The following is a 26,032-nucleotide window of genomic DNA, read 5'->3' as shown; positions in this document are numbered from 1 at the left end:
AATAATACTATTTACAAAGCTAAAATAAGCCTTCACCAATTTTTATCGGCCATGTCTGTGTGGACGTCCTACCCGTACCGGACGACTCCGCCCCCGCATAATACCACCCAGCAATCCCCCTGAGTCGGTACGCAACAAGCCGAATCGGAGATAGATGCCATAGAATGTTTTCGAACTATCGGTCTGCTCACTACTGAAGTCATAATACCCGGTTGTAAGTCCAATCCCTAGTTTGGGGGCCACCTGGGCAATGATACTATACGTCAATTCCAGCATCAGGCTTCCTTGCTTATCGAAAACCCGGCCTGCCCCTATGGTCATTTCGTTGGCAAAAATGCCATAGTTCGCTACATCCATCGTAACGCGGCCCTCCAGAAACAAAGTCGTATCGGGACGAAGCGAGTTTCTTCCGAAGGAAATACCCAGATCGATCACATTGAACGACTTCCCGATTTCGATATTTTGCGCAATTCGGTCGCGCGGACTACCGGCTCCGGTGTAAATTGAAAAAGGAGTGGTACGGACATAGATCGGGGCCGCTTTAAAATTGAAAATTGATCGGGTCGAATCTTCCGACGACCGACTCAGTGAATGATAGGTCTGTAGGGGCGTAGGTTGTTTTCGGGTCGTGTCAGCATTTGCGGTTTGCGCCAATGCCTTTCCCCCCACATACCAGGCGGTAACAGTAAGTAGTAAAACTCGTAGCATGTGAATCGAAAAGATTAGATATACGGTTACATGCCGCCAATTTCCAAAAAAAATCCCCGCTTCTGAAAAGCGGGGATTTTTTAACAGACTTTTAACCATTAGCGGCTATCTAATCGTTATCGGCTGGCTACAGCCGACTTACGGGTATGAATTTTTTCGATAACCCACTTTCCTACGCTTTCACCTTCCGTCTGTCCATTTACCAGGGCCGAACGGTAGTGGATTCCCCCATACATACGACTGATGGATGCTTCGTCGGCTGCCTGCCGGATCGAGGTAAACGACCGAACGCCATGCCCATATTGATACTCCGTTGAGTCGGTAAACGCAATATGATCGCCCATCAGGCTGGTCAGAACCGTAGCGGCTGCCGTCGAAATAACGCTATGCCCACTCGGATATTCAGGAAATGGAGGAGTTTGCAGAAAAGGCGTCCATTTAGGATCAATGTATTTATTGATAACCGTTTCGGGCCGAACGGTTTTACTGCGGTATTTTTCATCCCAGCACGAAATGAAACCGTCGCTTACGGCAAAAGACGTCAGTGTATACGCTTCAACCGTTTGCATCATGTTCAGCTTTTTTTGCTTTGCCACTGTCTGGGCAATGGCCAGCCAGTGACCGCCCGGTGTCATTTTTTTACTGGCAAACATCACATGGCCCGCTACGTTCATAACAAAGGCATTATCGTCCCAGAAGTAAGCTATATCCTGCTTCTCTTTGTCCAGGTTTTTGCCGGTCTGGTAGACCTCATCAAGCTCTTTTTCGTAGGGGCTTCCTTTCGTTAAGTTATAGGGAAACGGACGTGGAGGCATAAACTGGCTACAGGTGTCCATGGCCCAGCAGCGGAGTTTGTTCCATTGAGGCTCGGCTGCATCCATGTAAGCGGGCGGGGTTGGTACCCAGCTCCCTTCTTCGTTGGTTACGGTATGTTTGAAGCCCCGCGTTTGCTTGTAGCTATCTTTAGCCGCATAATCCAGCACATGCTTGGCTACAGCCTCACCATATGCCATCGACCGATCATAGACTTCATCCGGCACACCATCTTTTTTGTACTGCTCGTAAAAGTCCTTTTCAAATTTGTCATAAAAATCCACCGAAAACGTCAACGCTCTCGCTACGGTCAGAAAAGCGCGTGTACTAGCCAGTGGGAAGCAATATTCTTTACCGGCTTCTGGCTTGGGCGGAGACTGAAATCGTTTTAGCTGCCCACCCAGCGATTCGTAGTGCGGATCGAACGGAACCAGGGCTTCATAGCCCGCCAGGTTGGCATACGAATAAATTCGGCTGGCTACCGGGGGCGAAAAAATATCATGAATGACTACTTCGGTCAGTTTGTTCAAGGCCGAATTGTAATACGCCACATTCGACGCTTTAGCATTGTATTCGGCTGGCGAAGCAGCTTTCTGACAACCAGCCAATCCGCCCAGCAAACACACCAGTAGACAGCTAACGTTCAGCAAAAATTTCATAGGATAAATAACAAGTTAAAAAAGCAAAATCGAGATTTCCAGCAAAGGCTTATCTACAAAATTAACAGAAAACAAGCGGTAAAATACAATACCTGATGCATCTCATTTTACCAACAGCGATTTGAAAAGCTGGATTCCGTTACCATTCCGGGCAACGGCAATGAGCGATCCCTGCGGGGTTCGGATCGAACGAATATCGCGAATCTCCCCATTCAGCAGAAAACCGCTATCAACGGGCGATAGGGCCGTAAAATTGCCTTTGCCATCATTTCGCAACACAAGTCCATAGCTGGCGTCGTAACGCCCCTGGTACGTGCTGACGCCGTAGAAGTTGCCTCCACCCAACACGTCCAGATCACCATCCTGATCAAAATCAATTATTTGAAAAGCAAACAGCTTCGATACCTGCGCCATCATCGGCAGTTCATGGACCACGAATCGACCTCCCTGATTCTCCAGATAAATTGAAGCGAACTGATTGACCGTAAACTCATCGGCTCCCTTCAACTCATTGTCTTTAATCACTTCATTCAGCGGCTTTCCGGCAAAAGATACATAGTCGGTAAAGCGTTTGTTAATGATGCTGGGCATCTGCTTACCCAACTCGTCCTTAAACGCCAGGGGATACCATTCGTTACCCCGGTTGTAGGCAATGATCTGCTCGGTAGTCTGGTTGTTATCCACATCTTTTACCCACATACGCAATTGGGAGTCGGGGGTTTTGCGGAATTTCGTATTCGTGCCCAGGTTGCCCGCCATGAGGTCGATATCGCCATCTTTATCGAAATCTGCCGCCACAATACGCTGGTAGAAACCATTTAACGGTGTTTCGTCAGCCATAATGGATTTGACTTCATCAAACTTGCCGTTGGTATTGGCAAAAATGCGGACAGGCATCCAGTCGCCAGCCAGTATCAGATCAGCATCCTTATCGCCATCGTAATCGGCCCATACAGCATCGGTTACCATCCCCGCCTTACGGAGCCCATTCGACAGCTTGTCGGTCTGATCGGTAAAGTGGCCTTTACCGTCGTTTAGGAGCAGGTAGGAGTTTGGCAATTTGCCATACCCGAAGCCTACCACTCGCCCGCCAACAAACAGATCCAGATCGCCATCCTTGTCGATATCGTAGGGCCGAACGCAGCTCTTATTATCATACATAGGTGGCAAGGCATTGACCGATCGGCTGAAGTGGCCCTGGCCATCATTCAGATACAGGCGGTCGAACTGCTCCGGCATTTTGTCGTAAAACTCATTGCCGCCCGACACGACATAGAGGTCCAGATCTTTATCGCCATCGACATCAAAGAAAGCTGCGTCCACATCCTCGTAGGTTGAGTCTTTGACAAAATCAGGCTGTGCCATTGGAGCAAATCGGCCATTAGCCTGCTGAATCAATAAGCTTCCCGACTGCCATTTAGCCCCTCCGGCATAGATGTCGTCCAGACCATCGCCATTGACATCGCCAACCGCCAGATGAGGCCCTTCAGTCGATACTTGAAACGGAATCAGTGGCTCCCGGACGTAATCGAAATACTCCTTGTTTTCATTATGCCGATAGGGAATGCTGTCGGCCATGGTTACATCGGCAAAGAGGGGTTGTATAGCTGGCATTGTATACCGATACCGAGTGCCGTCGAGCCGTGCATCCGACTGGTTGAGGGTCAGCGTCTGATTCGTTTTTACGTTCGTTCGTACTTCCATCTGCTGGTTTGGCCAGATCACAATCAACGAGTCGACTACCTCCCGATGACCTACGCCAAAAAGCAGCTCAGGTGCTACAGACGATTCGAAGCCACGCGTTGGCATCAGTTGCTGCATCTGAATTGTATCCCCGTGCGATCGGCCGCCATATTTCAGAATTACCTTGCCACCAACCCCGAATGTATTGGGCGAATTCCCCTTTAGCTTAATCGTCAGGTGCTTATTATCGGGAAAGATCGAGTTGGCATCATTGCGGTAAATGCCTGCCGGATCGTCGATGTTATTGGTAATCAGGTCCAGGTCACCATCGTTGTCCAGATCGGCATAGGCGGCTCCATTCGAATAGGTTGGCGTTTCGAATCCCCAGTCTTTCGATTTATCATCGAACCGCAGCGACGACGTTCCACGGTAGAGGTAATTATGCACTTTACCCTCCGGCATCAGCTTAATGGCCCGTTCGTCCAGCGAACGCGAGGTTTCCATGGCATACCGCAGTGAATCGTCGGCGGCAAATTTTACGTAATCAAGGTTATTGGGTCGATGCACAATACCATTGCTGATAAACAGGTCTTTGATGCCATCGTTATCGTAATCGGCCAACAGAGGAGACCAACTCCAGTCGGTAGCGGCTACACCAGCCATAGCGCCTACTTCCATAAACTTTTTGCCCGACAGGTTGAATTGCAGACAGTTTCGACTGTATTGGTTCATGTAGCCGTAGGCCAGCTTATAGAGGTAAATATCAATTGGGTCTTCGCCTAAAGACGACTTCTCTACGGTTTCATCTTCGGGATACATGTCGAGTGTCACCACATCGGCAAAACCATCATTATTGACATCACCAATATCATTCCCCATCGAAAATCGGCTGACGTGCTGAAACGACTTTTTTACACTTTCGGTAAACGTGCCGTTCTGATTGTTGATGTAGTAATAATCGTCTTCGTGGAAATCGTTGGATACATACAGGTCCTCCCATCCATCGTTATTGACATCGGCCACCGAAATACCTAATCCATAGCCCATTGCTGCACCATAAATTCCTGCCTGCTCGCTGACGTTGACAAAGCGTTGGGCCTTGGAGGTTGGCTTACCCGTCGCTCCAGACCCCAGGTCCTTTGCGCCTTGCTCTACGCTCATATTTCGGTACAGATAGTCGCCCGACTCGTTATGACGGAGATTACGCGCCGACACGCGGTCATAACTTCGGGAGGTATGCACCGCATGATTGAGCAGATAGCAGTCCAGATCACCATCGTGATCGTAGTCGAAAAAGGCTGCCTGAGTCGAAAAACCAGTAAAATCAAGCCCATAATCGGCTGCCTTCTCCGTAAACGTGCCATCACCGTTGTTGATGTACAGTTCATTGGCCCCTTCTAACCCACGGAAATTACCGACAGCGCAAACGTAAATATCCAGAAATCCGTCGCCGTTCACATCGGCCATTGTCGAGCCAGTCTGCCAGTCCGAAAAGCCTTCTACACCCGCTTTTTCGGTAATATCCTCGAATTTTAAATTACCCTTATTCAGGTACAACTTATTCTTACCCTGGTTAGAGACGAAGTATAAGTCCGTGAGCCCATCGTTGTTTATGTCACCTGCCGATACCCCTCCACCATTGTAGAAATACAGATAATCCAGGACATTCAGTTTCTCGTTCGGAACGAGGTGATTGACGAAGCCAACGCCCGTTTGCGTAGAGTCGAGGGATTGAAATAACTTCTTTTCTGATTTAAACGCATTACAGCCTGCCAGCATGAGTGAGCCAGCAGTCAGGAATAAAACAATTCGTTTCATATCATAGGAGTGAGGAGCGAGGAGTGAGGAATAAGGAGTGAGAAGGCTGACGCAAGAAAAGGAGAAATTGCGCCAGCCTTCTCACTCCTCATTCCTCGCTCCTCATTACTTTAACAAAAATACCTGTACCCGGTCGTTATTCTTGGCCAGGATGAGTTGCCCTTGTGCCAGTCGTGCCATATGACGAACCTGCCCGCGCACAAAAAAGCCCGATACGGCTGGGTTTATAAATTCGTAGCTGATTGTTCCGTTTGCCGCTTTTCCTTTGTTGCGCAGTACGACCCCAAAATTGGCATCATAGCGGCCAATTTCAGGAAGAACATCCAGGAAATTGCCGGTCAGCAACAGGTCGACACGTCCATCATGGTCATAATCGGAGAAAACCACGCCACATATTGGCGAAAACTGCGCTTCGTTCGGTAAGACCTGCGCTGTAAGTTTACCTTTTCCATCGTTGAGCAGCAGCATCGACTGAGCGGTGAATGCCTGCTTAACCAGTGCCTGCTTTAACTGGTCCTCATCCAGAATCTCGTTTATTTTTTTGCCTGCATAGTCGCCAAACTTCACGAATTTTTTCTTGATGGTAGGCATTTCTTTCTGCAAATCACCTTTGAGTACCATCGGGTATAATTCGCCCGTTTCGTCGGCGCAGTTAATGATTTGCTCAAGAGTTCCGTTATGATCGAAATCGCCAACGTAAATTTCGGCCGGAGACGTTTGGGTGGCTTTGATGCGTGAGTTCATCCCTAAGTTGCCCACAACCAGGTCCAGGTCACCGTCTCCATCGGCATCAGCAGCGGTCACACAGTTCCACCATCCGTTCGTTTTGATCGGTTCCCCCTGCTCATTCCTGATTACCATTTCCTGGTTCTGAGCGAGTTTCCCCCGATTGTTTTCAAAGACGCGAATGGGTTCCCAATCTCCCACAACGATCAGTTCGGGGTATTGATCGCCATTCAGGTCGGCCCAGGTAGCAGAGGTTACCATACCCAACTGCTCGGCATCGGGCAAAAACCGTTTTGTGTAGTTTTTGAAATTTCCGGTTCCATCGTTTGTGAGTAGGTAGCTGGCAGGGTTGCGGCCATATTGACCCGGAATCAGCCGGCTCCCAACAAATAAGTCTATGTCGCCGTCCCGGTCAAAATCGGCGGCTGCCACGCAGGAGCCACTGGCTTTCAAACTGGGTAAGCCTGTTTCGGAACGGGTAAACCCACCTTTTCCATCATTCAGATACAGCCGATCCAGCAGTTCTTCGGATTCACTCTCAAATTCATTACTGCCCGATACCACATATAAATCCAAATCCTTATCCCCATCGGCATCAAAGAAAACAGCGTCTACAGCTTCATAGGTTGTATCCTGACGCATCACAGCCGGGGTTTTATTGATGAACTTGCCAGTGGGCTGCTGTAGAAAAAGTTGTGCGGCATGACCGCTGGCACCGCCCAGAAACACATCATCTAACCCATCGCCATTGACATCGCCGGTAGCCAAAGCTGGTCCCTGAGTAGATTGTTGCTGCTTTAAGAGCGCATCGCGGTTGTAATCGACAAAATTGCTTTCGGTATGCACGAAATTAAGTCCTGATGCTGCCGTGTTATCCCGAAAAATGGGGTTTGGTGTAATTACTGAGGGCTTCCAGGTCAGATTGGCTTCCCACTGACGAAGGGTAACCAGTTGATTGGTCTTAAGCTGGCGAACAACCTGCATGCGATCGTCTGGCCAAATCACTTTTATAGAATCGACCGCCGTTTTATTGCCTAATCCAAATACCATAGTCAGATCGACCGATGACTCAAAGCCCCGGTTAGGCATCTGCTGCAACAGTTGCTCCTGCCCCCCCTGATATACATACACCCGCGCTCCAATAGCGTTCCGATTAAGCCCATCGCCCTCCAGCTTTACTTTCAGGTAATTGGTCTTATATTTTTCAACGGACTTATTTTGATAGATCGCGACGGGCGCATTCACATTATTGACAATCAGATCCAGATCACCATCGTTATCCAGGTCGCCATAGGCAGCTCCATTCGAAAAGTCAGGCTCCGACAACCCCCAGTCGAATGCTTTGTTGGTGAAATGCAGATTACCATCATTATGGAAAGCATAGTTTGGAACCGCTTCCGAGGGGGCTTTATCCAGAAAGTCTTTGAAATTGAAAGCGCGTTGCCGGGCTATCTGGGCCATATTCTCGCGATCGGCCAGGAAGTTGACGAAATCCTGATCGGTTACATCCTTGGCAATGCCATTCGCAACAAATACATCTTTCAGCCCATCGTTGTCCATGTCGAAAATCAGAGCGCCCCAGCTCCAGTCGGTGGCATGTACCCCCGCAAACCGGGCCACTTCGCTGAACGTAGGCAAACCGTTGTTGGCAGGTTGGTTGCCCTGGTTCAGATGCAGCATGTTTTGCATGAACTGATAGTGGAAATCACGGCCAACTTTTATCTGTTCCAGATCATGCCCCTCGAACGTGGATGTTTTCTTCAGCCGACGATCATTACCGGGCAACATATCTGTAATGAAAATATCCAGCTTGCCATCGTTATTTACATCAGCGATGTCGGCCCCCATGGAGGACAGGCTCGTATGGGGCATCGTTTCTTTGATCGACTCCCGAAAAGTACCGTCGTGGTTGTTGATGTAGAGGTAATCACGTTCGTAGAAGTCATTGGATATATAAATATCGAGCCAGTTATCGTCATTGACATCGCCAATGGTAATTCCCAGGCCAAAGCCGATCAGGCTTCCATAAATACCCGCCTTTTCGGAAACATCGATAAAGTGCGGGGCATTGGGCGTTGGGCGTTGGGCGGTTTGCTTACCTTCTGCCCCAGGCCCAATACCCTTTGCACCCTGCTCCACCATCATGTTTCTAAACAACTTATGCCCCCCTAGCGAATCGCGCTGCGCCCGCAGGTTGGCATAGGCCAGCTTCCCTACGGGCATAAAGCTGTTGTTGAGCAGGTACATATCCAGGTCGCCATCACGATCGTAGTCGAAAAAAGCCGCGTGTGTAGAGAATCCTTTGTCGGCTAATCCATACTGAACGGCTTGCTCTGTAAACGTAGGGACGCCATTGGCATCGTTGCCGTTGTTGATAAAAAGTTCGTTGGCCCGATCATCTCCATCGCGGATACCAGCGTTGCATACGTACAGATCCAGGCGACCATCTCCATTGACATCGGCGAAGGTGGCCCCTGTACTCCAGGCACGTTTGCCCGCTACACCCGCTTTGGCGGTCACATCCTCAAACTGAATTCCTCCTGATCCCTTGTTGCCTTTGTTAAGATACAGTTTGTTATCGCCCATGTTCGCAATCAGGAACACGTCCGAAAACCCATCGTTATTAATATCGCCAATGGCCACTCCACCTCCATTATAGAAATTGCGATAATTGAAAATATTAAAATCCTTGTCGTCCGTAACCGTATTGGCAAAGTTGACCTGCGTCTGGTCGGCAGTCAACTTTTGAAAGAGCGGATCTGAAGGTGTTTGTTGATCTGAACGGCAACTGATAAACAGGCCCGTAATCAGCATGAAAAGACTAATGCGACTTAGCACAAGCACGGAATTTAAAGAACGTATTTTTACCAAAAAGAAGAAGTATGAGCAACGGTAAACCTTCTCTAAAAATGGACTGCAAATGTAACGAATTCTATGGGTAGATTAGGCATAAACGTTCAATTAAAAGGCTTTTAATCAGTTCCTAAAATGAAAAAGCAAGCCCGGAAGCTTGCTTTTTCATTTTAGGTGTACTAGTGATTAATACCCTGGGTTTTGCTTCAGGTTCGGGTTCAGCGACAACTGATCTTTCGGAATCGGGAACAGTTGACGGAAGTCCTGCGAAGCGGGCTTAAAGCGCCATGCTTTCGTATACTGACCGAAACGAATCAGGTCCTGACGACGGTGCTGCTCCCAAGCTAACTCACGGCCGCGCTCAGCCAGAATTTCATCAAGAGTCAATGTCGTATAATTAGGCATACCAGCCCGTGCGCGAACCACGTTGAAATCCGCAAGGGCGTCGGCTGTTTGACCTAAGCGGAATTTCGCTTCACCGCGCATCATATAAACGTCAGCCAGACGGTAGATAACAAAGTCGTTATCCTGGTCGGTGTAGGTGTTATTTGCCTGAATCTGGTATTTCTGGCTACGAGCACCTGCCAACCGGCCAAAAGCCCCCGCATCAAAAGTAAATGATTCAACTTCTGGACGGAACACCATCGGCAGTGCGTCGTCATTCAGGGCTTTACCACTGGCATCATACTGTTGCCCAACGATCCACTGCTTTTTCCGAACGTCTTTATCATCAAATGAATTATAAAACTCCGTTACCGTTGCCCAACCATTCCAGGGAGCCGTTCCCAAGTTATAGGTCAACTGGTTCAGGTAATGAAGTGTCTTCATTTGCACGTTCATACCACCCCGCTTCGACTTGTCGAAGGGTGTTGCGAGAATGATTTCCTTCGAACCTTGGTTTTGGGTAACGAAGTTGCTAAAGTAATCACCCGCGATCTGGAATTTACCCGACTTGATGATATTATCGCAACGAGTGATGGCATCTGCCCAGCGAGCCGTGCCTGTATACACCTGCGCGTTCAGATACAGCTTAGCCAGAATCATATCGGCCACCCATTTGTTCATGCGACCATAGTAGGCCCCACCTGACACATCACTAAGGGTAGGATACACCGCCAGCAGTTCTTTCTCAACAAAAGCGAAAACGTCGGCTCGGCTGCTTTGCTTCGGCGTCGCAGCACTTACGGCATCCGAAATAATGACATTACCAAACAGATCCATTGCTTGATAGTGGAAGAACGCCCGCAATGCTCGTAGCTCAGCCTTTGTATTAGCGTCCGTAATCGTCCCTAACTGCTGGTTGATGGCCGTAATGTTATTGTAGCACCATGACCAGGGGCCGTTGAACTGACCGTTATCCGTAACGGGGTCCCAGGTGTGCTGATACAACCGTTTCCAGTTGTCACCGTCTTTCCAGTCACCACCCCGAGTCGGCACAATCTGCTCATCGGTAGTCGTATTCAGGTTCGACATATTCCCATAATAGTCGCCCAAGCCATTGTAGAGCGGCCCGATCAACGCTGCCTGCTGAGCGGCAGTGCTACCGAAGCTTCCACTGGTCGGAATGACGTCATAGGTTGTTTCGGTCAGATCAGTACAGGCTTGGCCTGCCAGCATCAGCGCCGAGCAGCCCAGAAGCAATTTTATATTTATTTGTTTCATATAAGGTTTTTATAATTAGCCAGTTGCCCCATCAGGTATTTCTTGCAACACCAATGACTTAGCAACTAAAACAGACTTAACCAAACAAAACTTAGAAGGTCAGATTAAGACCCAATTGGAACGTACGGGTTTTCGGGTACACCGTATTACCATACCCGCCACCATCCATACCAACGGAGTTAGGTGCCTGCTGAATCACACCATTATTTGTCTGTAAATCAGCCTTTACCTGAAGCTCAGGATCGATGCCTTTGTATTTAGTAATGATAAACAGGTTATTACCACCAAGATATACACGGGCGTTGCTGATGTACTTGCTGGCTGGCAGCGGAATATTGTAGCCAATCTGCCAGTTGTCGAACCGGACAAATGAGCCGCTTTCCAGCCAGTTGGTCGACAGTACGTTTACGCCGTAGTTCTTAGGATAGTCCGTTACGCCTTTCGCCATATTCGTTTCCAGAATAGAACCTGGAATCAACAGGTTCGACCGGATGGCATTCAGGATAGTATTACCAAACGTTCCGCGCAACTGGAAATACACGTCGAATCCTTTGTAGCGGAATGTGTTGATAAACGACGCATTCAGGAATGGCTGTGGATTACCCTGTTTCAAGGGATTACCAGCAGCAATAGCCGCAGCTGCATCAGCCTTCGATACGTCTGTTACCGGGGTATCGCCTGAACCTGCTTTCAGCAGCGGCTGACCGTCACTTGAATAGCTCCCCGTGAAGGTCGGTACGTTGTTGAATTCGCCCAGTGGCTGACCTGGCCACAGGTACGAAGCGAACACGTCCGACAGACCCCGGCCGTTGAACGCGTTGAAGCGAACTTGTCCATTGCTAAACTGATCATTTGACAGCGATACAATGGTGTTTTTGTTATAAGCCGCTACAGCCCGTGCATTCCAGGAGAAATTACCTTTCTGAATTACATCGCCACCAAACGACAGTTCAAATCCGCTGTTTCGCATCGAACCTACGTTGGCCAGAATATAATTGGTGAAATACGTGATCCCATCGGCAGGTACCGAGTACGGATACAGCATGTCTTTAGTCAACTTGTTGTAATACTCCAAAGTACCGGAGAAACGACCGCCCAGCAACTGAAAGTCCAGAGCCACGTTTGAGGTTGTGAGTACTTCCCATTTCAGGTTTGGGTTAGCATTCTGAGTGATACCATAGCCTGGCAGAAAATCGCCCAGTGTACCATCGTAATACGTTCCTTTCTGACCATACAACTGAATCGAGTTATAGGCGGCAATACCTTCTGAGTTACCCGTTTGTCCCCAACCGGCACGCAGTTTCAGGAAGTTCAGTGTATTGCTCTTTGGGAAGAACGATTCGTTGGTAATGGTCCAACCTGCACCTACCGACGGGAACACGCCCCATTTGTTGTTGGCTCCGAACTTCGAGCTACCATCCCGACGTATTGTAGCCGTTACGTTGTACTTGTCGTTCAGATTCAGCGTAGCTCGTCCGAAGAAGGAAATCAACTTCGAATTGTTGCGGTATGAGGTAGCATAGTTATTACCGGGGTTAACCAGCGTACCTGAGCCTAAGCCTAAGTTACTGAAGTTAATATCAGGGGTAACGAAACCCGAGTTGGCTGCCGTAAAACCATCGTTATCAAAATTCTGGTATGAATAACCAGCCAACAGAGTGTAATTACTATTCTGAGCACCGAACCCTTTGGTGTAGTTAGCGGTCAATTCCAGCAGTTTCGTGTTCGATTCTGAGAACGACCGGCTAGCCCGTCCGTTGTTAGCCGCATAGGCTTTGATAGCAGGGTTGGTGTAGTAGTTATTGACGGTATTGTCCCGCTGCAACTGCCCACTAACGCCCAATGTCAGTCCGTCCAACACTTCGTAGCGGAGGCTCATTCCACCCTGTAAGTACCGCTGTACACCGTTGTTGATTACGTTGTCCAGCATGGCAACCGGGTTGAAAAGGTCAAAGCTACCCCCCACTTCATAGTACGATCCATCCGCATTACGGACAGGCAAGGTTGGAAGGAAGGTAACGGCCCGACCGATGATACCACTGTCATATTTTTTATTCGTTTCGGAGTATGACAGGTTATACTGAACATTCAGACGGTTATCGAACGCCTTCTGATCCAGGTTAACACGACCCGTTACGCGATCCAGGCCCGTATTTTTGACAATACCGTTCTGGTTGATATAGTTGACCGACCCCCGGTAGCTGAACGTTGGCGAACCACCCGCAATAGAAATATCGTGGTTATTGACGACTCCATTCTGGGTAACTTCTTTCTGCCAATCCGTATTGTAGTTGCCATCTGGGAAACGCTGCTTATCATTTAATGATGCAGCCCCTTTGATTTGGGTAACGGCATCACGATAGCCCTGAGCGTCCAGCATCTCATACCGTCTGGAAATGGTTGATACGCCTACATAGTTATTGAACGCTACCGTTGTTTTACCCGACTTACCCCGTTTGGTGGTAATCAGGATAACGCCGTTGGCCGCCCGTGAACCATAAATAGCGGATGCCGAGGCATCTTTCAACACATCCATCGACTCGATATCGGAAGGCGAAATCGTGTTGATGGGCACCCCAATCATACCATCCACTACGTATAGTGGGTCAGAGCCACCAGCCAATGAGGTATAACCACGTAGACGAACGGTTGGCTGCTGGTTTGGGTCACCCGATGGAGCGGTAATAACCAGACCCGCTACTTTACCCTGAATAGCCTGCAGCGGGTTTGGGTTAACCCCAGCGTTGAAGTCTTTCGAGGTTACCTGAACCACAGAACCCGTCAAATCTTTCCGTTTAGAGGTACCATAACCAACTACCACCACTTCTTCCAGTGCTTTTGTGTCGTCCGACAGTTTAACGTCAACCGTCGAGCGGGCACCAACAACCACTTCCTGGCTGGTATAGCCAATAAAGCTCATTACGAGCGTAGCATTGTCGGGTACGTTCGCCAGCGAATACTTCCCATCAGCGTCCGTATTCGTACCCCGTTGTGTGCCTTTAATTTGCACACTTACTCCAGGCAAACCACTGCCTGCAGGATCTGTAACTTTTCCCGTTACGGTGCGCCCTTGCGCCCAGGCTGCTGAGTTCCCTAACAGCAGCAGCATTACCAGCGCCGACAAAAACCCAAGCAGGCTCTTTTGTCTGACTAACTGGGGTTGGGATTTTCCAACCTGACCTACGTACTCACCGAAGCGGTTAATTTTGTAGGATTTGTCCATCATAGGTTTACAGTAAAATTTAGAGATAGGTAATTTATTTGGTTTAGTTAAAATTCTATTAATGTCATACAGCTTAAGGTAACATTTTTACAAGAAAAATACACTAATTCTGCAAAATTTAGAAACCTGGCAGGAATTTTTAGAATTAAACCTGAACCATTTGGCGAATTACATAAGGTTAAGCATAAAATACAAATTGTAGTAGGTTAAAATTTAGGAGATTGCCGTCAATATTGTATCATAAAATTTCTTAAACGCAGGAATACATGTTATATTTTCCCTGTACAATCAGGTCTGTTATGTGAAAGTTAACACCTATAAATCAGCAGGTTAGCAAATGATTATTCGAAGTTAAAGTTTACTTTTTCCGGCAAATACCGGGCCGATAATTTTTAAAAGCGATGGCCCGATTATGCATTATTTACCGTTAATTTTGCCTAAGTTTTTTAGTGCCAGATTCCTCTAAGTAGTTTTTACGCGTTTATGAGTGCTGAACCTCTCAAAAATCTAGCCAGCCAGCTAACGGGCGATCTTTTCGATGACTTTACGCATAGAACCTTGTATGCTACCGACGCTTCGGCCTATCGGGAGATGCCTACAGCCGTAGCTGTCCCTAAAACCATTGAGGACTTAAAAACACTTATTGCGTATGCCCGGCAGAACAAAACTCCGCTGATTCCCCGCACGGCAGGTACATCATTGGCAGGTCAGGTAGTCGGTAATGGGATTATCGTTGATGTATCCAAACATTTCACTAAAATCCTGGAGATCAATCCAGAGGAGCGTTGGGTGCGGGTGCAGCCGGGCGTGGTGAGAGACGAGTTGAATCTGTTTTTAAAACCTTATGGGCTTTATTTCGGCCCTGAAACCTCAACGGCCAACCGGGCTATGATCGGTGGGATGGTCGGCAATAATTCCTGCGGCTCCAACTCCGTTGTTTATCGGGCCACTCGTGAGCATACATTGGCTGTAAAGGCATTATTGGCCGATGGCTCTGAGGTTGAGTTTGGCCCTGTCAGCGGATGGGAGCTAACCAAACAGGTCAGCGAAGCGAGTCGTAAAAACGGTTCGGCAACGCTCCTTGATAAAATTCTGCTCAAAACGAACACGATCTTATCAAACCCTGAAAATCAGGAAGAAATCCGGCGAAATTTCCCTAAAAAAACCATCGAACGGCGGAATACAGGCTATGCTCTGGACACCCTGCTGGATATGGAGCCATTTACCGAGGGTGGAGAGCCGTTTAATCTGGCCAAGTTCATTGCCGGTTCCGAAGGCACACTCTGCTTCCTGACCGAAATCAAGCTCAATATTGTCCCATTGCCTCCGAAAGAAAGTGGTCTTGTATGTGTCCACTGTCATTCTATCGATGAGTCGCTGCGGGCAACACTGATTGCGCTGAAGTACAAGCCCTACGCTGTTGAACTGATCGATGATATTATTCTGGAACGGGCAGATACCAATCCCGAACAGCGGAAAAACAGCTTTTTTGTTCAGAAAACCCCCACCGATCATTTCCCGATTATTCTGGTGGTCGATTTGTCGCGCAACACGCGGGCGGAGGTCGAAGAAGTAGCCACAGCCATGATTGCGGAAATGCAGGAAGCAGAGATGGGCTACCATTATCCGCTGCTGTTTGGCGAGGATACCAAGAAAATCTGGGCGTTACGTAAAGCGGGACTTGGTCTGTTGGGCAACCTTCCCGGCGATGAAAAAGCGGTAGCCGTAATCGAAGATACGGCTGTCGACGTACACGACCTGCCCGATTATATTCGCGACTTCAACGAAATCATGCACCAGCATAATATGCACTCGGTATACTATGCGCATGCGGGTTCGGGCGAGTTGCATCTGCGGCCAATCATCAATCTGAAAACAGCCGAAGGCCATCGCCAATATCGACAGATTGCCGAAGCCATTGCCGCACTGGTTAAAAAATATGATGGGTCTTTGTCGGGCGAGCATGGCGACGGACGGCTTCGGGGGGAGTTTATCCCGCAAATGGTGGGGGCGCACAACTATGAGCTGATGCGCCAGCTTAAGCATACCTGGGACCCGGAGGGCATTTTCAACCCCGGCAAAATTGTTGAAACGCCCCCGATGGACACCTTTCTTCGGTACGAAGCGGGTCAGCAAACGCCTACGTTCCAAACGTATTTCCGGTATAAGGACCAGACGGTCCTACAGCATGCCGAGCAATGCAACGGTTCGGGCGATTGTCGAAAAACACAGGCATCGGGCGGTACCATGTGTCCGAGCTATATGGCTACCCGCAACGAAAAAGATACGACGCGGGCGCGGGCCAACATCCTGCGTGAAATGCTAACGCACTCGACGAAGGAAAATCGGTTCGATCATAAAGAAATCAAGGACGTTTACGATCTCTGCCTTTCCTGTAAAGGCTGTAAAAACGAGTGCCCGTCGAACGTAGACGTTGCCAAACTCAAAGCCGAGTTTTTGCAGCATTATTACGATACCAATGGTGTTCCCGTCCGTTCGTGGCTGATTGCCAATTTCGCCAAACTGTCGGGCATCGCGTCCCTCGTGCCCTGGGCCTGGAATGGGGTATTGGGCACACCTTCGCTTCGTCGTCTTGCCAACCGCATGGTCGGCTTTCACCCCGAACGTACCATGCCGCTAATGGCCAATACAACGGTAAAAAAATGGTTTTCTAAACGGAGCGGGGAGCAAGGAGTGAAGAGTGAGAATAGCTTGCGCCAGCCCTCCTCACTTCTTCTTTTTTGTGATGAGTTTACCAATTTCAACGACGTTGAAGTTGGACAAAAGGCGGTTCAGTTGTTCGAGCGTTTGGGCTATCAGGTCATTATTCCTGAGCATGGCGAAAGTGGCCGGGCTGCCCTGTCGAAAGGCATGCTGAAATACGCTAAAACGCTGGCAGAGAAGAACGTTCGGCTATTGAAAGATGTCGTTACGGCCGAAACCCCGCTGGTTGGTCTGGAGCCGTCGGCCATTTTGACCTTCCGCGACGAATACCCCGAACTGGTTGACGAATCGCTGGTAGAAGACGCCAAAAAACTAGCCGCGAATACCCTGACCTTTGAAGAATTTATGGCCCGTGAAATCGATGCCGGACGCATTCGGGCCGATCAGTTTACCGACGAAACCCGCGTGATTAAACTACATGGTCATTGCCAGCAAAAAGCGGTTTCGTCGTTGGTTCCGGGAAAAAAGGCGCTGTCCTTACCCAAAAACTATTCGGTTCAGTTGATTCCGTCGGGTTGCTGCGGTATGGCGGGCTCGTTTGGCTATGAAGCTGAACACTATGATGTATCGATGAAAGTAGGCGAGTTGGTTCTGTTCCCAACCGTCCGTCAACAACCAGAGGAGGTTATCATAGCCGCGCCAGGAACGTCATGCCGCCATCAGATTAAAGATGGTACGTCTCGTAAAGCCAAACATCCGGCTGAAATCTTACTGGAAGCCTTGCGGCAAAATTAAATACACCGCAAAGACGCGAAGTCGCAAAGAAGTATCACATTCTTTATGACTTCGCGTCTTTGCGGTTACATTATACTAGCTAAGCTTCTCAAATGGCCATTGCTTTCTGACACCTGCCGTTATCAGAAACGCCACAATACCCAGCCCAATAACCGTAAGGCCAGAAAGCATAAATGTCAGTCCGGTTGAGAAGAAAATAAACAACCAGACAGCTATCGCCAGCAATACGGGCAATGGATAGAGAGGCATTCGGAATGGAAAGAACTCCGGTTTCCGACGACGATGCAACAGAATCAGCCCAATGGCCTGACCTACAAACTGGATCACAATTCGCATAGCCAGAATGGCCGTGATTACGTCACCCAGCCGAAACAACAGACTAAACAGAAAACCTAACCCTCCCAGAAACAGCAGCGAAACATACGGGAATTGGCGGGTTGGATGGAGCTTGGCAAAAATCCGAAAAAACTGTCCATCGGCCGCGGCCGCATAAGGCACCCGCGAATAACCAAGCAAGACAGCAAACAACGACGAGAAAGCAACCATCAGTACTAATACCGTTGCCAACTGAGCAGCCCGACTACCATACAGTGTTTCAATAAACGTGCTGACAATGAAGCTACTTTCCTGGGCTGTTTGCCAGGGCACTACGCTCACCACACTGATGTTCATCAGCAGATACAGCACAGCAATACCGACAATTGAGATAAACATACTGGCTGGAATATTGCGAGTAGGGTGCTTGATCTCGCTGCCCAGATGGCACACGTTGTAATAGCCCAGATAGCAATAAATGGTCTTCACCGACGCATGGCCTAATCCAGCCGCCAGCAAACCACTGCTTCCCGAACGCATGGCCTGCAACGTATCGGTTAGCGGAATTCGAATATTACTCAACCCACCGATGATAATAGCGCCCAGCGTGAGTAGAACAGCGCCCCACATCACCAGGCCGATTTTACCGATCGAATCGATCTTCCGGTATAAGAGTGCAATAATAACCAGGACTACGACCCCCGAAACGGCCTTTTGCTGCCAAACTTCCAGCGGCATCAGATACGACATATACTGGGCAAAACCAATGGCGCCCGAAGCCACCACCAATGGCGCCTGAATCAGCGTCTGCCAGACGTAGAGAAAGGAAAGCAGTTTCCCCCAGCGCTGTTCGCCGTACGAAATTTTCAGAAAGTTGTAACTTCCTCCTGCTTGCGGAAAGGCAGCCCCCAGTTCGCTCCAGACGAAAGCATCAATCAACGATACCACTGCCCCCAGTACCCAGGCCCAAAGAAACTGACCGCCCCCCATCGTTTTTATGATCAGCGGGAGCACGACAAAGGGCCCAATACCGACCATGTCAATCATGTTCAATGCCGTACCTTGTAACAACGTCAGGCGACGCGGCAAGGCCGTTGGGGCTGAATCAGATGTATGCGGAGTAGATGTATCGTTGCTCAATCGTGTAGTGGGCAGCCAGATTAAGTTAAGATGGGATGAGGTGCTGTTCCAGAAAGGCAGGAAATGAGCTAAAAGTTCGCCAACCAGCATTTGTCTGGCCTAACAACAAAAGCCCTGCACTCTTTACGATGAGCGCAGGGCTTTACAAGACAAGCTGGTCCGTTTCTTAGTTCATCAACTGATCGAACGTAAGGCTGATGTAGTACATCGAACCGACACTGGGGTTACCCCAGGATTGGGTATAGAGCTTACCCGTCAGGTTGGTACCGCCTACTTTCAGGAGCGACTTGATACTGGGAATTTTCTTGCTGATCTGTGCATCGAGTGTGCTGTAAGCCGGGATGATCGTTTGCTGACGACCCGTAGCTTCTGTATTGGCAAAGCTCGACTCCCAAAGAAACGACTCCTGAGCCCGGAAAACTACGTTGAACCCGATACCCGTACCCGCCAGATTCCGATTACCGAAGGAGAGGTTGTAGCGGTATTTAGGCGTATTGAATTGGGTTACAAACCCCGTCGGAATCTGGTCTTTATCGACCAGATAATTTGACGAAACGTTTCCACCAATCATGTAATTACCTGGTAATAAGTAATCAACACCTATGGCCCAACCTGCATTTTTCACCGTTGTGGCCGAATTGACTGGATAGGTATACACATTACGGGTCGAACTGCTGACCAGTTGCAGCGTAGAAACCGGATCGGTCAGCGTAACAGGCGACTTACCCTGCACTACGATCTGATTTCCCAGGAAGTTCAGGAAACGGTTGTAATAGTAATAGGCATCGATGAAAAGCTTATTGCCGATCAGCCCTTTGTAGCCCACTTCGTATGTCTCAACCCGCTCTGGATCATACCCCGGATCGGTGGCCGTTTTTAGCAGACCAAGCGCCTGTGGCAATGCAGACGCTCCGCCTTGCTGTAAGGCAGCCCCAAACGCCTGAACCGACTGAAGCGTATAAACCGGGCTGCCGCTAAAGTTATAGCGCTGTTTGAAAAGCGGCAAACCACCAATCAGCCGGGCACTCGGCGTATTCAGGTCGATGTACTGATCCTGTGTGGTTGGAATGCGGAAGCCCCGCTGGAACGATGCCCGGAAATTATGCACCTTGCTTACCGTTAATACCGCCGACAGACGTGGGCTTACCTGCGCTTTAAAGTTCTGGTTTTTATCGTACCGCAACGACCCTGTTAGTTTCAACACATCGGCAATGGTTTTCGATGCCTGTGCATAAGCCCCGTATTCGTCGATGTTATACTCTTTGCCGTTTTCATCGCGGGCAAACAGCGTACCTTCGGAGTTCAGTGCATACCGACGGAAGTTGGCCCCTACAATCAGCTCGACAAGTTTTGGATCGATTGCCTTGCTGAAATTGTACATAAATTCGGCATGATACAGGTTCGTTTTATCCAGGAACCGGGCTCCTACCCCGGTGGCATCGCCCGGAATCGGCTTAGCGGCCACCGCATCCATTGCCTGCTGAAAACCAGTCGACCCAGGCACCAGCCGACCTTTATCAGCCGCATCTCTTGAATTGGTTAACAGGGTTCCCTGCTGACTAGTGGCATAGGCCTGAGCAGCCGCTAATGCCGCCGACTGTGTCTGACCAGAGCCCAAGGCCGTTAAATAAGCACCGGCATAGCCAAGCAGTGCATTCTGGGCATACGCACCGAAGAATGTGGGAAACCAGGTCGATGCACTACCACTCCAGGCTTCGTTGATACCCTGGCCTAATATTGAAGTGGCATAGGCATCGCCCGAGCGCTCCTGAGTCGTATAGGCCCGCACGAAGAAGTTTGAGCCGCGCAGTTCAAGTTTATATTGCCCCAGTTTGAACCCTTTGATATAATACCGATCGGCTCCGGTATATACCGTGGTTCCCGTACCCCAGTTGGCCTGGAAAATAGCCTCTACATTATCATTCAGCCGATAATGCAATGCCCCGTTTAGTTTCAGGTTTGTAGCATCGTACTTAACCAGATCGCTTTCCAGATAACCAGTCCGCGAGATATTCAAATTGGGGATCAGGATATTAAAAATCTGCTGGGGAGTGAGCCCGGTTAGCTGGGGTAGGGTTCTGTTTCCTGCCTGAGCAAGCTGTGTCGTTGCAATTAAGCCCAGTACCTGCGATGTCCCATTGGCTCCTGTTCCGGGCTGCCCATTACCAAACAGGCTAGAGTACATATTGGCGCTGGCATCCCCGTAAATGTTTACGCCGTCGTAACCGGGGTTATTGGCACGGGTGCCGTTGTCGAGCGTATAGCCGTTCGAATAACTCTGATCCCGGTAATCCGTTGCCTGCCAGTCTTTTGCCGCCAGATAGGACAGTCCTACTTTAAAGGCAAATTTGTTGTTGAACGCTTTGGCATAGCGGAAAGCCGCATCATAGAAAGGCGTTGTAGCCGTGGAGCGATTGCTGGCATTCATCACGCCCCCTTTTACATAGGCACTCAATCCCTGATACTGAAACGGACTTTTCGACGTCATCAGCAACAACCCATTGATGGCATTAGGACCATACAACGCCGAAGCCGCACCGGGCAACAATTCAACACTTTCCAGATCCAGTTCAGAAACCCCAGCAATGTTACCTACCGAAAAGTTAAGGCCCGGCGCCTGGTTGTCCATTCCGTCAAGGAGTTGCACGACCCGCGTGTTCCCGTTCGACCCAAATCCACGCACGTTTACCGATTTAAATGTTAGGCTCTGCGTACTCATATCGACACCTTTGATATTCTGCAAGGCATCATAAAACGTGGCACTGGGCGTAGATTGGAAAGTTCGGATGTCTAATCGTTCAACCGATACCGGCGATTTCAATACACTTTCTTCGACCCGGGAAGCCGATACAACCACTTCCTGCCCAAGCATTACCTGCTCTTTTAGCTGTACATTCAGATCTGTTCGATCTCCATTAATGGTAAATTCCTGTGTTTGGAACCCAACTCCCGTCACGGCGATGACAAAAGGCGTTGGTGTGTTTGTTGTGAGTGAAAAAATGCCGTTCTGGTCAGTAATCGTCCCGATTACTTTTCCTTTTACAGCAATGCTAATACCCGCTAGGGCGCCCTTCTGGGCTTCATCGGTCACTTTTCCGGAAATCCGTGTCTGAGCCAGCGCCGTAAAACTCAATAGGCTGAACAGACCCGAAAAAAGAACCGAATAAGTACGTATTCTTCTCATAAGTGTACAAATAAAGGGGGTGAAATTAACCTTTTATCCTTTGACGCTAAACTAAGCGATAAGTCTGCTTTTAGTACAAATTTTTCTGGAAATTGATAAATAATTTTCACTATGTGCCCACTATAGCTATCTATTTTATCTTCCTGATAGTAAATCTTTATCGAAGCTGCCTTTTTTCTATCGCGACTTTTTCAACCGAATTTTCTGTACATATGGCAAATGAATCCAATCAGGACCGCCGGGAGTTTTTAAAAGCTTCGGGTCTGCTTACAGGAGGAGCTATTCTGGGTAGCCTTCCGTTCACGGCAAAAGCAAGTGGACATCCGGGGTATCACTTCTCTGTCAACGACACCATCAAAGTAGCGCTTATCGGATGCGGTGGACGCGGCACCGGGGCAGCCCAGCAGGCACTGAGCACGAAACAAAATGTGCAGATCGTGGCCATGGCCGATGCATTCCGCGATCGTCTGGACGAGTCATATCAGAACATCAGCAATTTCCTGACAGCCAAAAATATAAAATCGCCCGACGGGTCGCCCAAACTCAATGTACCCGAAGACCATAAGTTTGTGGGTTTCGATGCTTACAAACAGGCTATGGCGTTGGCTGATGTGGTTATTCTGGCAACCCCACCGGGTTTCCGGCCTAGCCATTTCGAAGAGGCCGTTCGGCAAAGCAAGCAGATCTTCATGGAGAAACCCGTAGCTACCGATGCGCCGGGTGTTCGTCGGGTACTGGCAGCCGCCGAAGAAGCGAAAAAGAAAAAACTGAATGTTGTGGTGGGCCTACAGCGCCATTACCAGCCTAGCTACCGCGAAATGATCAAGCGTATTCATGATGGAGCCATTGGCGATATTATCGGCGGGCAGGTGTATTGGGTAAGTGGAGGTGTATGGCACAAACCCCGCAAACCAAATCAGAGCGAAATGGACTACCAGATGCGCAACTGGTATTACTTCAACTGGCTCTGTGGCGATCACATCAACGAGCAGCACATTCACAACATCGACGTAGCCAACTGGGTGAAAAAAGGCTATCCGGTTTCCTGCCAGGGTACGGGTGGCCGCCAGGTACGAAATGGGAAAGATGACGGTGAGATTTTTGACCACCACATCATCGATTTTACCTATGCCGACGGCAGCACCATCAACAGCCAGTGCCGCCATTATGAAGGCACTTACAGCCGGGTCGATGAACTGTTTCTGGGCACAAAAGGAAAGATTGAGGGTATGGAAAAGAAGACCAGTAGCTTAGTCGGCTACAATGGTCAGCCGATCTATACCTACACAGCCAAAACGGACATCAGCCCGTACCAGATCGAGCACGACGAGCTTTTCGACGCCATTGCTAAAGGACAATATAAATTTGCCGATGCGGAACATGGTGCAAAAAGTACGATGACCGCCATTATGGGTCGTATGGCGTCGTACTCAGGCAAAACCGTGAAATGGGAGGAAGCACTGAACTCACAGATCGATCTGTTCCCGACGACGCTGGCCTGGGATGCTATGCCCAAGAGCCTGCCCGATAAGGATGGCTATTACCAGATTGCCGTACCCGGCAAAACCATTGCCGTATAGTTTGCTAGCGTTTTCTTAACCTGGAAATCTCCCGTTGCTGGAACCCGGCCGATTGCCACAAGCGCAGTCGGCCGTTTTTATGCTCTACCATCAGCAAGTCTATACCGGGAAAGCGTTTTAATAAGTTCTCAGACTTCCGTAAGCCCGCTACACTAAACACCTTGGTAAGTGCATCGGCCTGATAACCAGTAGGAGCCAGTACCGTTGCCCGGACAAAATGCCGTAAGCCAAGACCCGACCTGGGGTCCATAATGTGTGAATACCGCCGACCGTTGTGCTCTAAAAATCGGTACGTATCGCCCGATGTCGTGATCGCTGCGTTATGGAGTACTATGGTTGTGGTATCCCGATCATTGGCCTTCCCGGAACCAATTTCTACTCGCCACCCGGCCGATTGGGGGGGCGCTTCACCCACCAGAATATCGCCACCAATGTCGATCAAAACCACCCGAATACCCAGATTATGTACAGTTTTTAAGGCTTCATCCACCGCGAACCCCTGCCCTATCCCACCAACGTCCAGTCGCATACCGGACTTTCGTAACCAAACCGAACGACTGACACTATCTAACTCCATCAATCGATACCCGACGGCACGTCTGGCCCGACGGCGCTCTCTGGCCGTTGGAAATTCCTTCCGCCGAACAGCTCTCCGCCAGAGCAGTGATAGCGGCCCAATGGTTGGGTCAAATCGTCCGTTCGACAATCGGGCTATGGTTTGGGCTTTTTGTAACACCAGAAACAGGTCGGCCGATACAGGCACCCACCTTCCCGAGCCAGCCGTAGCCGATAATCGGTTTATTTCGGAGCCATCGAGGTAATCGCTCATGATTTGATTCAGCGTGTCCATTCGTGCCGAAACGGCAGCGTTGACCTGTTGAGCAGTAATACTGTCGGGGGCGTAAAAAATAAGATTGAACTGTGTACCCATCAGCCCCCGATGAAAGCTGAAACGAGTTTGCGCCGATACTCTATTCGCCAATAATGCTCCTATACAGATTAAGCCGTAAAAAAGCCGTTTGTGAATCCACAAACGGCCTGAAAACTGGTAGGCGGCAAGTAACGTATGCATTGAAAAAATCATCAATAACAAATTGAAAATCAGGTACAACCTGGGCCGATACTCTAGACCTGCGAAGCCTTGTTGCGCAGGAACATATCTACCAGCACCAGCGCGGCCATGGCCTCAACAATCGGAACAGCGCGGGGTACTACGCAGGGGTCATGGCGGCCTTTACCCGAAACGGTCACCGGCTGTCCGTGGACATCAACGCTATCCTGATCCTGCATAATCGTTGCCACGGGCTTGAACGCCGTCCGGAAATAAATATCCTCCCCGTTGCTGATGCCTCCCTGAATACCACCCGAATGGTTGGTTCGGGTACGAACGTTTCCATTGGCATCCATGTAAAATTCGTCGTTGTGTTCGGAGCCATACCGTTCAGCACCAGCAAAGCCACTGCCGTATTCAAAGCCTTTTACGGCATTGATGCTGAGCATGGCTTTCCCCAGTTCAGCATGAAGTTTATCGAAAACAGGTTCGCCCCAGCCAGCCGGAACCCCCATCACGACACAATCAACGATACCGCCAATCGAGTCGCCCCGTTTACGGGTTTCGTCAATGTACTGAAACATTTGCTCGGCCGTTTCCGGATCAGGGCAACGAACCGCATTGTCTTCCGCAAGGTCCAGATCTAGCTCCTGATAGGATTTCTGAAGTTTTAACTTACCGACCTGCGACACATAGGCCTTTATCTGAACACCCTGCTGTGCCAATAGCAGTTTCGCAACGGCACCAGCCGCTACCCGGGCGGCTGTCTCACGAGCCGACGAACGCCCGCCCCCCCGATAATCGCGGGAGCCATATTTGGTCTGATACGTATAATCGGCATGAGAGGGCCGGAACTGCTCGGCAATGTGCCCATAGTCTTTACTACGCTGATCGGTGTTGCGAATGAGCAAAGCCAGGGGAGTTCCCTGGGTTTTTCCCTCAAAAACGCCCGACAACACCTCAAACTCATCGGCTTCGCGCCGTTGTGTGGTAATGCGGGACTGACCAGGTTTGCGTCGATCCAGTTCATGCTGAATAAACTCTGTATCGAAGGGTAAACCGGCTGGGCAACCATCAATCACAACCCCAATGCCCGGCCCGTGTGATTCACCAAATGTAGAAATTCGAAATAAGCTTCCGTATGTGCTGCTCATGCGT

Annotated in this window: 12 protein-coding genes; 2 read left to right on the top strand and 10 right to left on the bottom strand. The window is 49.4% G+C overall.

The genetic code is table 11. The annotated features are described in order from the left end of the window. Positions 1 to 42: 42 nt before the first annotated feature. From B153_RS0109785 to B153_RS0109760, 6 genes are all read right to left on the bottom strand, one after another. The gene (locus tag B153_RS0109785) at positions 43 to 708 is read right to left on the bottom strand and encodes a hypothetical protein (RefSeq protein ID WP_157634622.1); all 666 of its coding nucleotides are present in this window, start codon (positions 706 to 708) and stop codon (positions 43 to 45) included. A gap of 116 nt (positions 709 to 824) precedes the next feature. Further along, positions 825 to 2,180 (bottom strand): vanadium-dependent haloperoxidase, encoded by a 1,356-nt coding sequence (locus B153_RS0109780; protein ID WP_020596518.1) that lies wholly within the window; start codon positions 2,178 to 2,180, stop codon positions 825 to 827. A gap of 102 nt (positions 2,181 to 2,282) precedes the next feature. Further along, positions 2,283 to 5,681 (bottom strand): VCBS repeat-containing protein, encoded by a 3,399-nt coding sequence (locus B153_RS0109775; RefSeq protein WP_020596517.1) that lies wholly within the window; start codon positions 5,679 to 5,681, stop codon positions 2,283 to 2,285. A 105-nt stretch (positions 5,682 to 5,786) separates the two neighbouring features. Further along, complete coding sequence (locus B153_RS0109770; RefSeq protein ID WP_020596516.1) at positions 5,787 to 9,221, bottom strand: VCBS repeat-containing protein; 3,435 nt, start codon at positions 9,219 to 9,221, stop codon at positions 5,787 to 5,789. A 225-nt stretch (positions 9,222 to 9,446) separates the two neighbouring features. Continuing rightward, complete coding sequence (locus B153_RS0109765; RefSeq protein ID WP_020596515.1) at positions 9,447 to 10,922, bottom strand: RagB/SusD family nutrient uptake outer membrane protein; 1,476 nt, start codon at positions 10,920 to 10,922, stop codon at positions 9,447 to 9,449. A 91-nt stretch (positions 10,923 to 11,013) separates the two neighbouring features. Beyond that, on the bottom strand, positions 11,014 to 14,148 hold the full coding sequence (locus B153_RS0109760; RefSeq protein ID WP_020596514.1) for a SusC/RagA family TonB-linked outer membrane protein: 3,135 nt from the start codon (positions 14,146 to 14,148) through the stop codon (positions 11,014 to 11,016). Positions 14,149 to 14,628: 480 nt separating this feature from the next. On the opposite strand from B153_RS0109760, the gene B153_RS0109755 reads away from it, so the two are divergent. After that, positions 14,629 to 17,604 (top strand): FAD-binding and (Fe-S)-binding domain-containing protein, encoded by a 2,976-nt coding sequence (locus B153_RS0109755; protein WP_020596513.1) that lies wholly within the window; start codon positions 14,629 to 14,631, stop codon positions 17,602 to 17,604. A gap of 75 nt (positions 17,605 to 17,679) precedes the next feature. Here B153_RS0109755 and B153_RS0109750 read toward each other — a convergent pair whose 3' ends face one another. Next, a complete protein-coding gene (locus B153_RS0109750) occupies positions 17,680 to 19,149 on the bottom strand; it encodes an APC family permease (protein ID WP_020596512.1) in 1,470 nt (489 codons plus the stop codon). A gap of 76 nt (positions 19,150 to 19,225) precedes the next feature. Further along, on the bottom strand, positions 19,226 to 22,243 hold the full coding sequence (locus tag B153_RS0109745) for a TonB-dependent receptor (protein ID WP_020596511.1): 3,018 nt from the start codon (positions 22,241 to 22,243) through the stop codon (positions 19,226 to 19,228). A 212-nt stretch (positions 22,244 to 22,455) separates the two neighbouring features. Between B153_RS0109745 and B153_RS0109740 the strand changes: the two genes are divergently transcribed. After that, on the top strand, positions 22,456 to 23,823 hold the full coding sequence (locus tag B153_RS0109740) for a Gfo/Idh/MocA family protein (protein WP_020596510.1): 1,368 nt from the start codon (positions 22,456 to 22,458) through the stop codon (positions 23,821 to 23,823). Positions 23,824 to 23,827: 4 nt separating this feature from the next. Here the strand turns inward: B153_RS0109740 and B153_RS0109735 are convergent, their stop codons facing one another. Together B153_RS0109735 and aroC are read right to left on the bottom strand one after the other, a co-directional pair. Then, positions 23,828 to 24,895: an FAD:protein FMN transferase gene (locus B153_RS0109735; RefSeq protein WP_063672810.1), complete on the bottom strand. Its 1,068-nt coding sequence runs from the start codon at positions 24,893 to 24,895 to the stop codon at positions 23,828 to 23,830. A gap of 53 nt (positions 24,896 to 24,948) precedes the next feature. After that, the gene (gene aroC / locus B153_RS0109730) at positions 24,949 to 26,028 is read right to left on the bottom strand and encodes a chorismate synthase (protein WP_020596508.1); all 1,080 of its coding nucleotides are present in this window, start codon (positions 26,026 to 26,028) and stop codon (positions 24,949 to 24,951) included. Positions 26,029 to 26,032: the final 4 nt, after the last annotated feature.

The organism is Spirosoma panaciterrae DSM 21099 (assembly GCF_000374025.1).
GTDB classification, from domain to species: Bacteria; Bacteroidota; Bacteroidia; order Cytophagales; family Spirosomataceae; genus Spirosoma; species Spirosoma panaciterrae.
Note: the sequence above shows the minus strand (reverse complement) of the source record. Positions and strands in the feature narration are given on the sequence as shown.

Bases quoted from the DNA above. Each gene is read 5' to 3' on its own strand.
- B153_RS0109785 (WP_157634622.1), bottom strand. From the start codon at position 708: ATGCTACGAGTTTTACTACTTACTGTTACCGCCTGGTATGTGGGGGGA.
- B153_RS0109780 (WP_020596518.1), bottom strand. From the start codon at position 2,180: ATGAAATTTTTGCTGAACGTTAGCTGTCTACTGGTGTGTTTGCTGGGC.
- B153_RS0109775 (WP_020596517.1), bottom strand. From the start codon at position 5,681: ATGAAACGAATTGTTTTATTCCTGACTGCTGGCTCACTCATGCTGGCA.
- B153_RS0109770 (WP_020596516.1), bottom strand. From the start codon at position 9,221: ATGCTGATTACGGGCCTGTTTATCAGTTGCCGTTCAGATCAACAAACA.
- B153_RS0109765 (WP_020596515.1), bottom strand. From the start codon at position 10,922: ATGAAACAAATAAATATAAAATTGCTTCTGGGCTGCTCGGCGCTGATG.
- B153_RS0109760 (WP_020596514.1), bottom strand. From the start codon at position 14,148: ATGATGGACAAATCCTACAAAATTAACCGCTTCGGTGAGTACGTAGGT.
- B153_RS0109755 (WP_020596513.1), top strand. From the start codon at position 14,629: ATGAGTGCTGAACCTCTCAAAAATCTAGCCAGCCAGCTAACGGGCGAT.
- B153_RS0109750 (WP_020596512.1), bottom strand. From the start codon at position 19,149: ATGCTGGTTGGCGAACTTTTAGCTCATTTCCTGCCTTTCTGGAACAGC.
- B153_RS0109745 (WP_020596511.1), bottom strand. From the start codon at position 22,243: ATGAGAAGAATACGTACTTATTCGGTTCTTTTTTCGGGTCTGTTCAGC.
- B153_RS0109740 (WP_020596510.1), top strand. From the start codon at position 22,456: ATGGCAAATGAATCCAATCAGGACCGCCGGGAGTTTTTAAAAGCTTCG.
- B153_RS0109735 (WP_063672810.1), bottom strand. From the start codon at position 24,895: ATGCATACGTTACTTGCCGCCTACCAGTTTTCAGGCCGTTTGTGGATT.
- aroC (WP_020596508.1), bottom strand. From the start codon at position 26,028: ATGAGCAGCACATACGGAAGCTTATTTCGAATTTCTACATTTGGTGAA.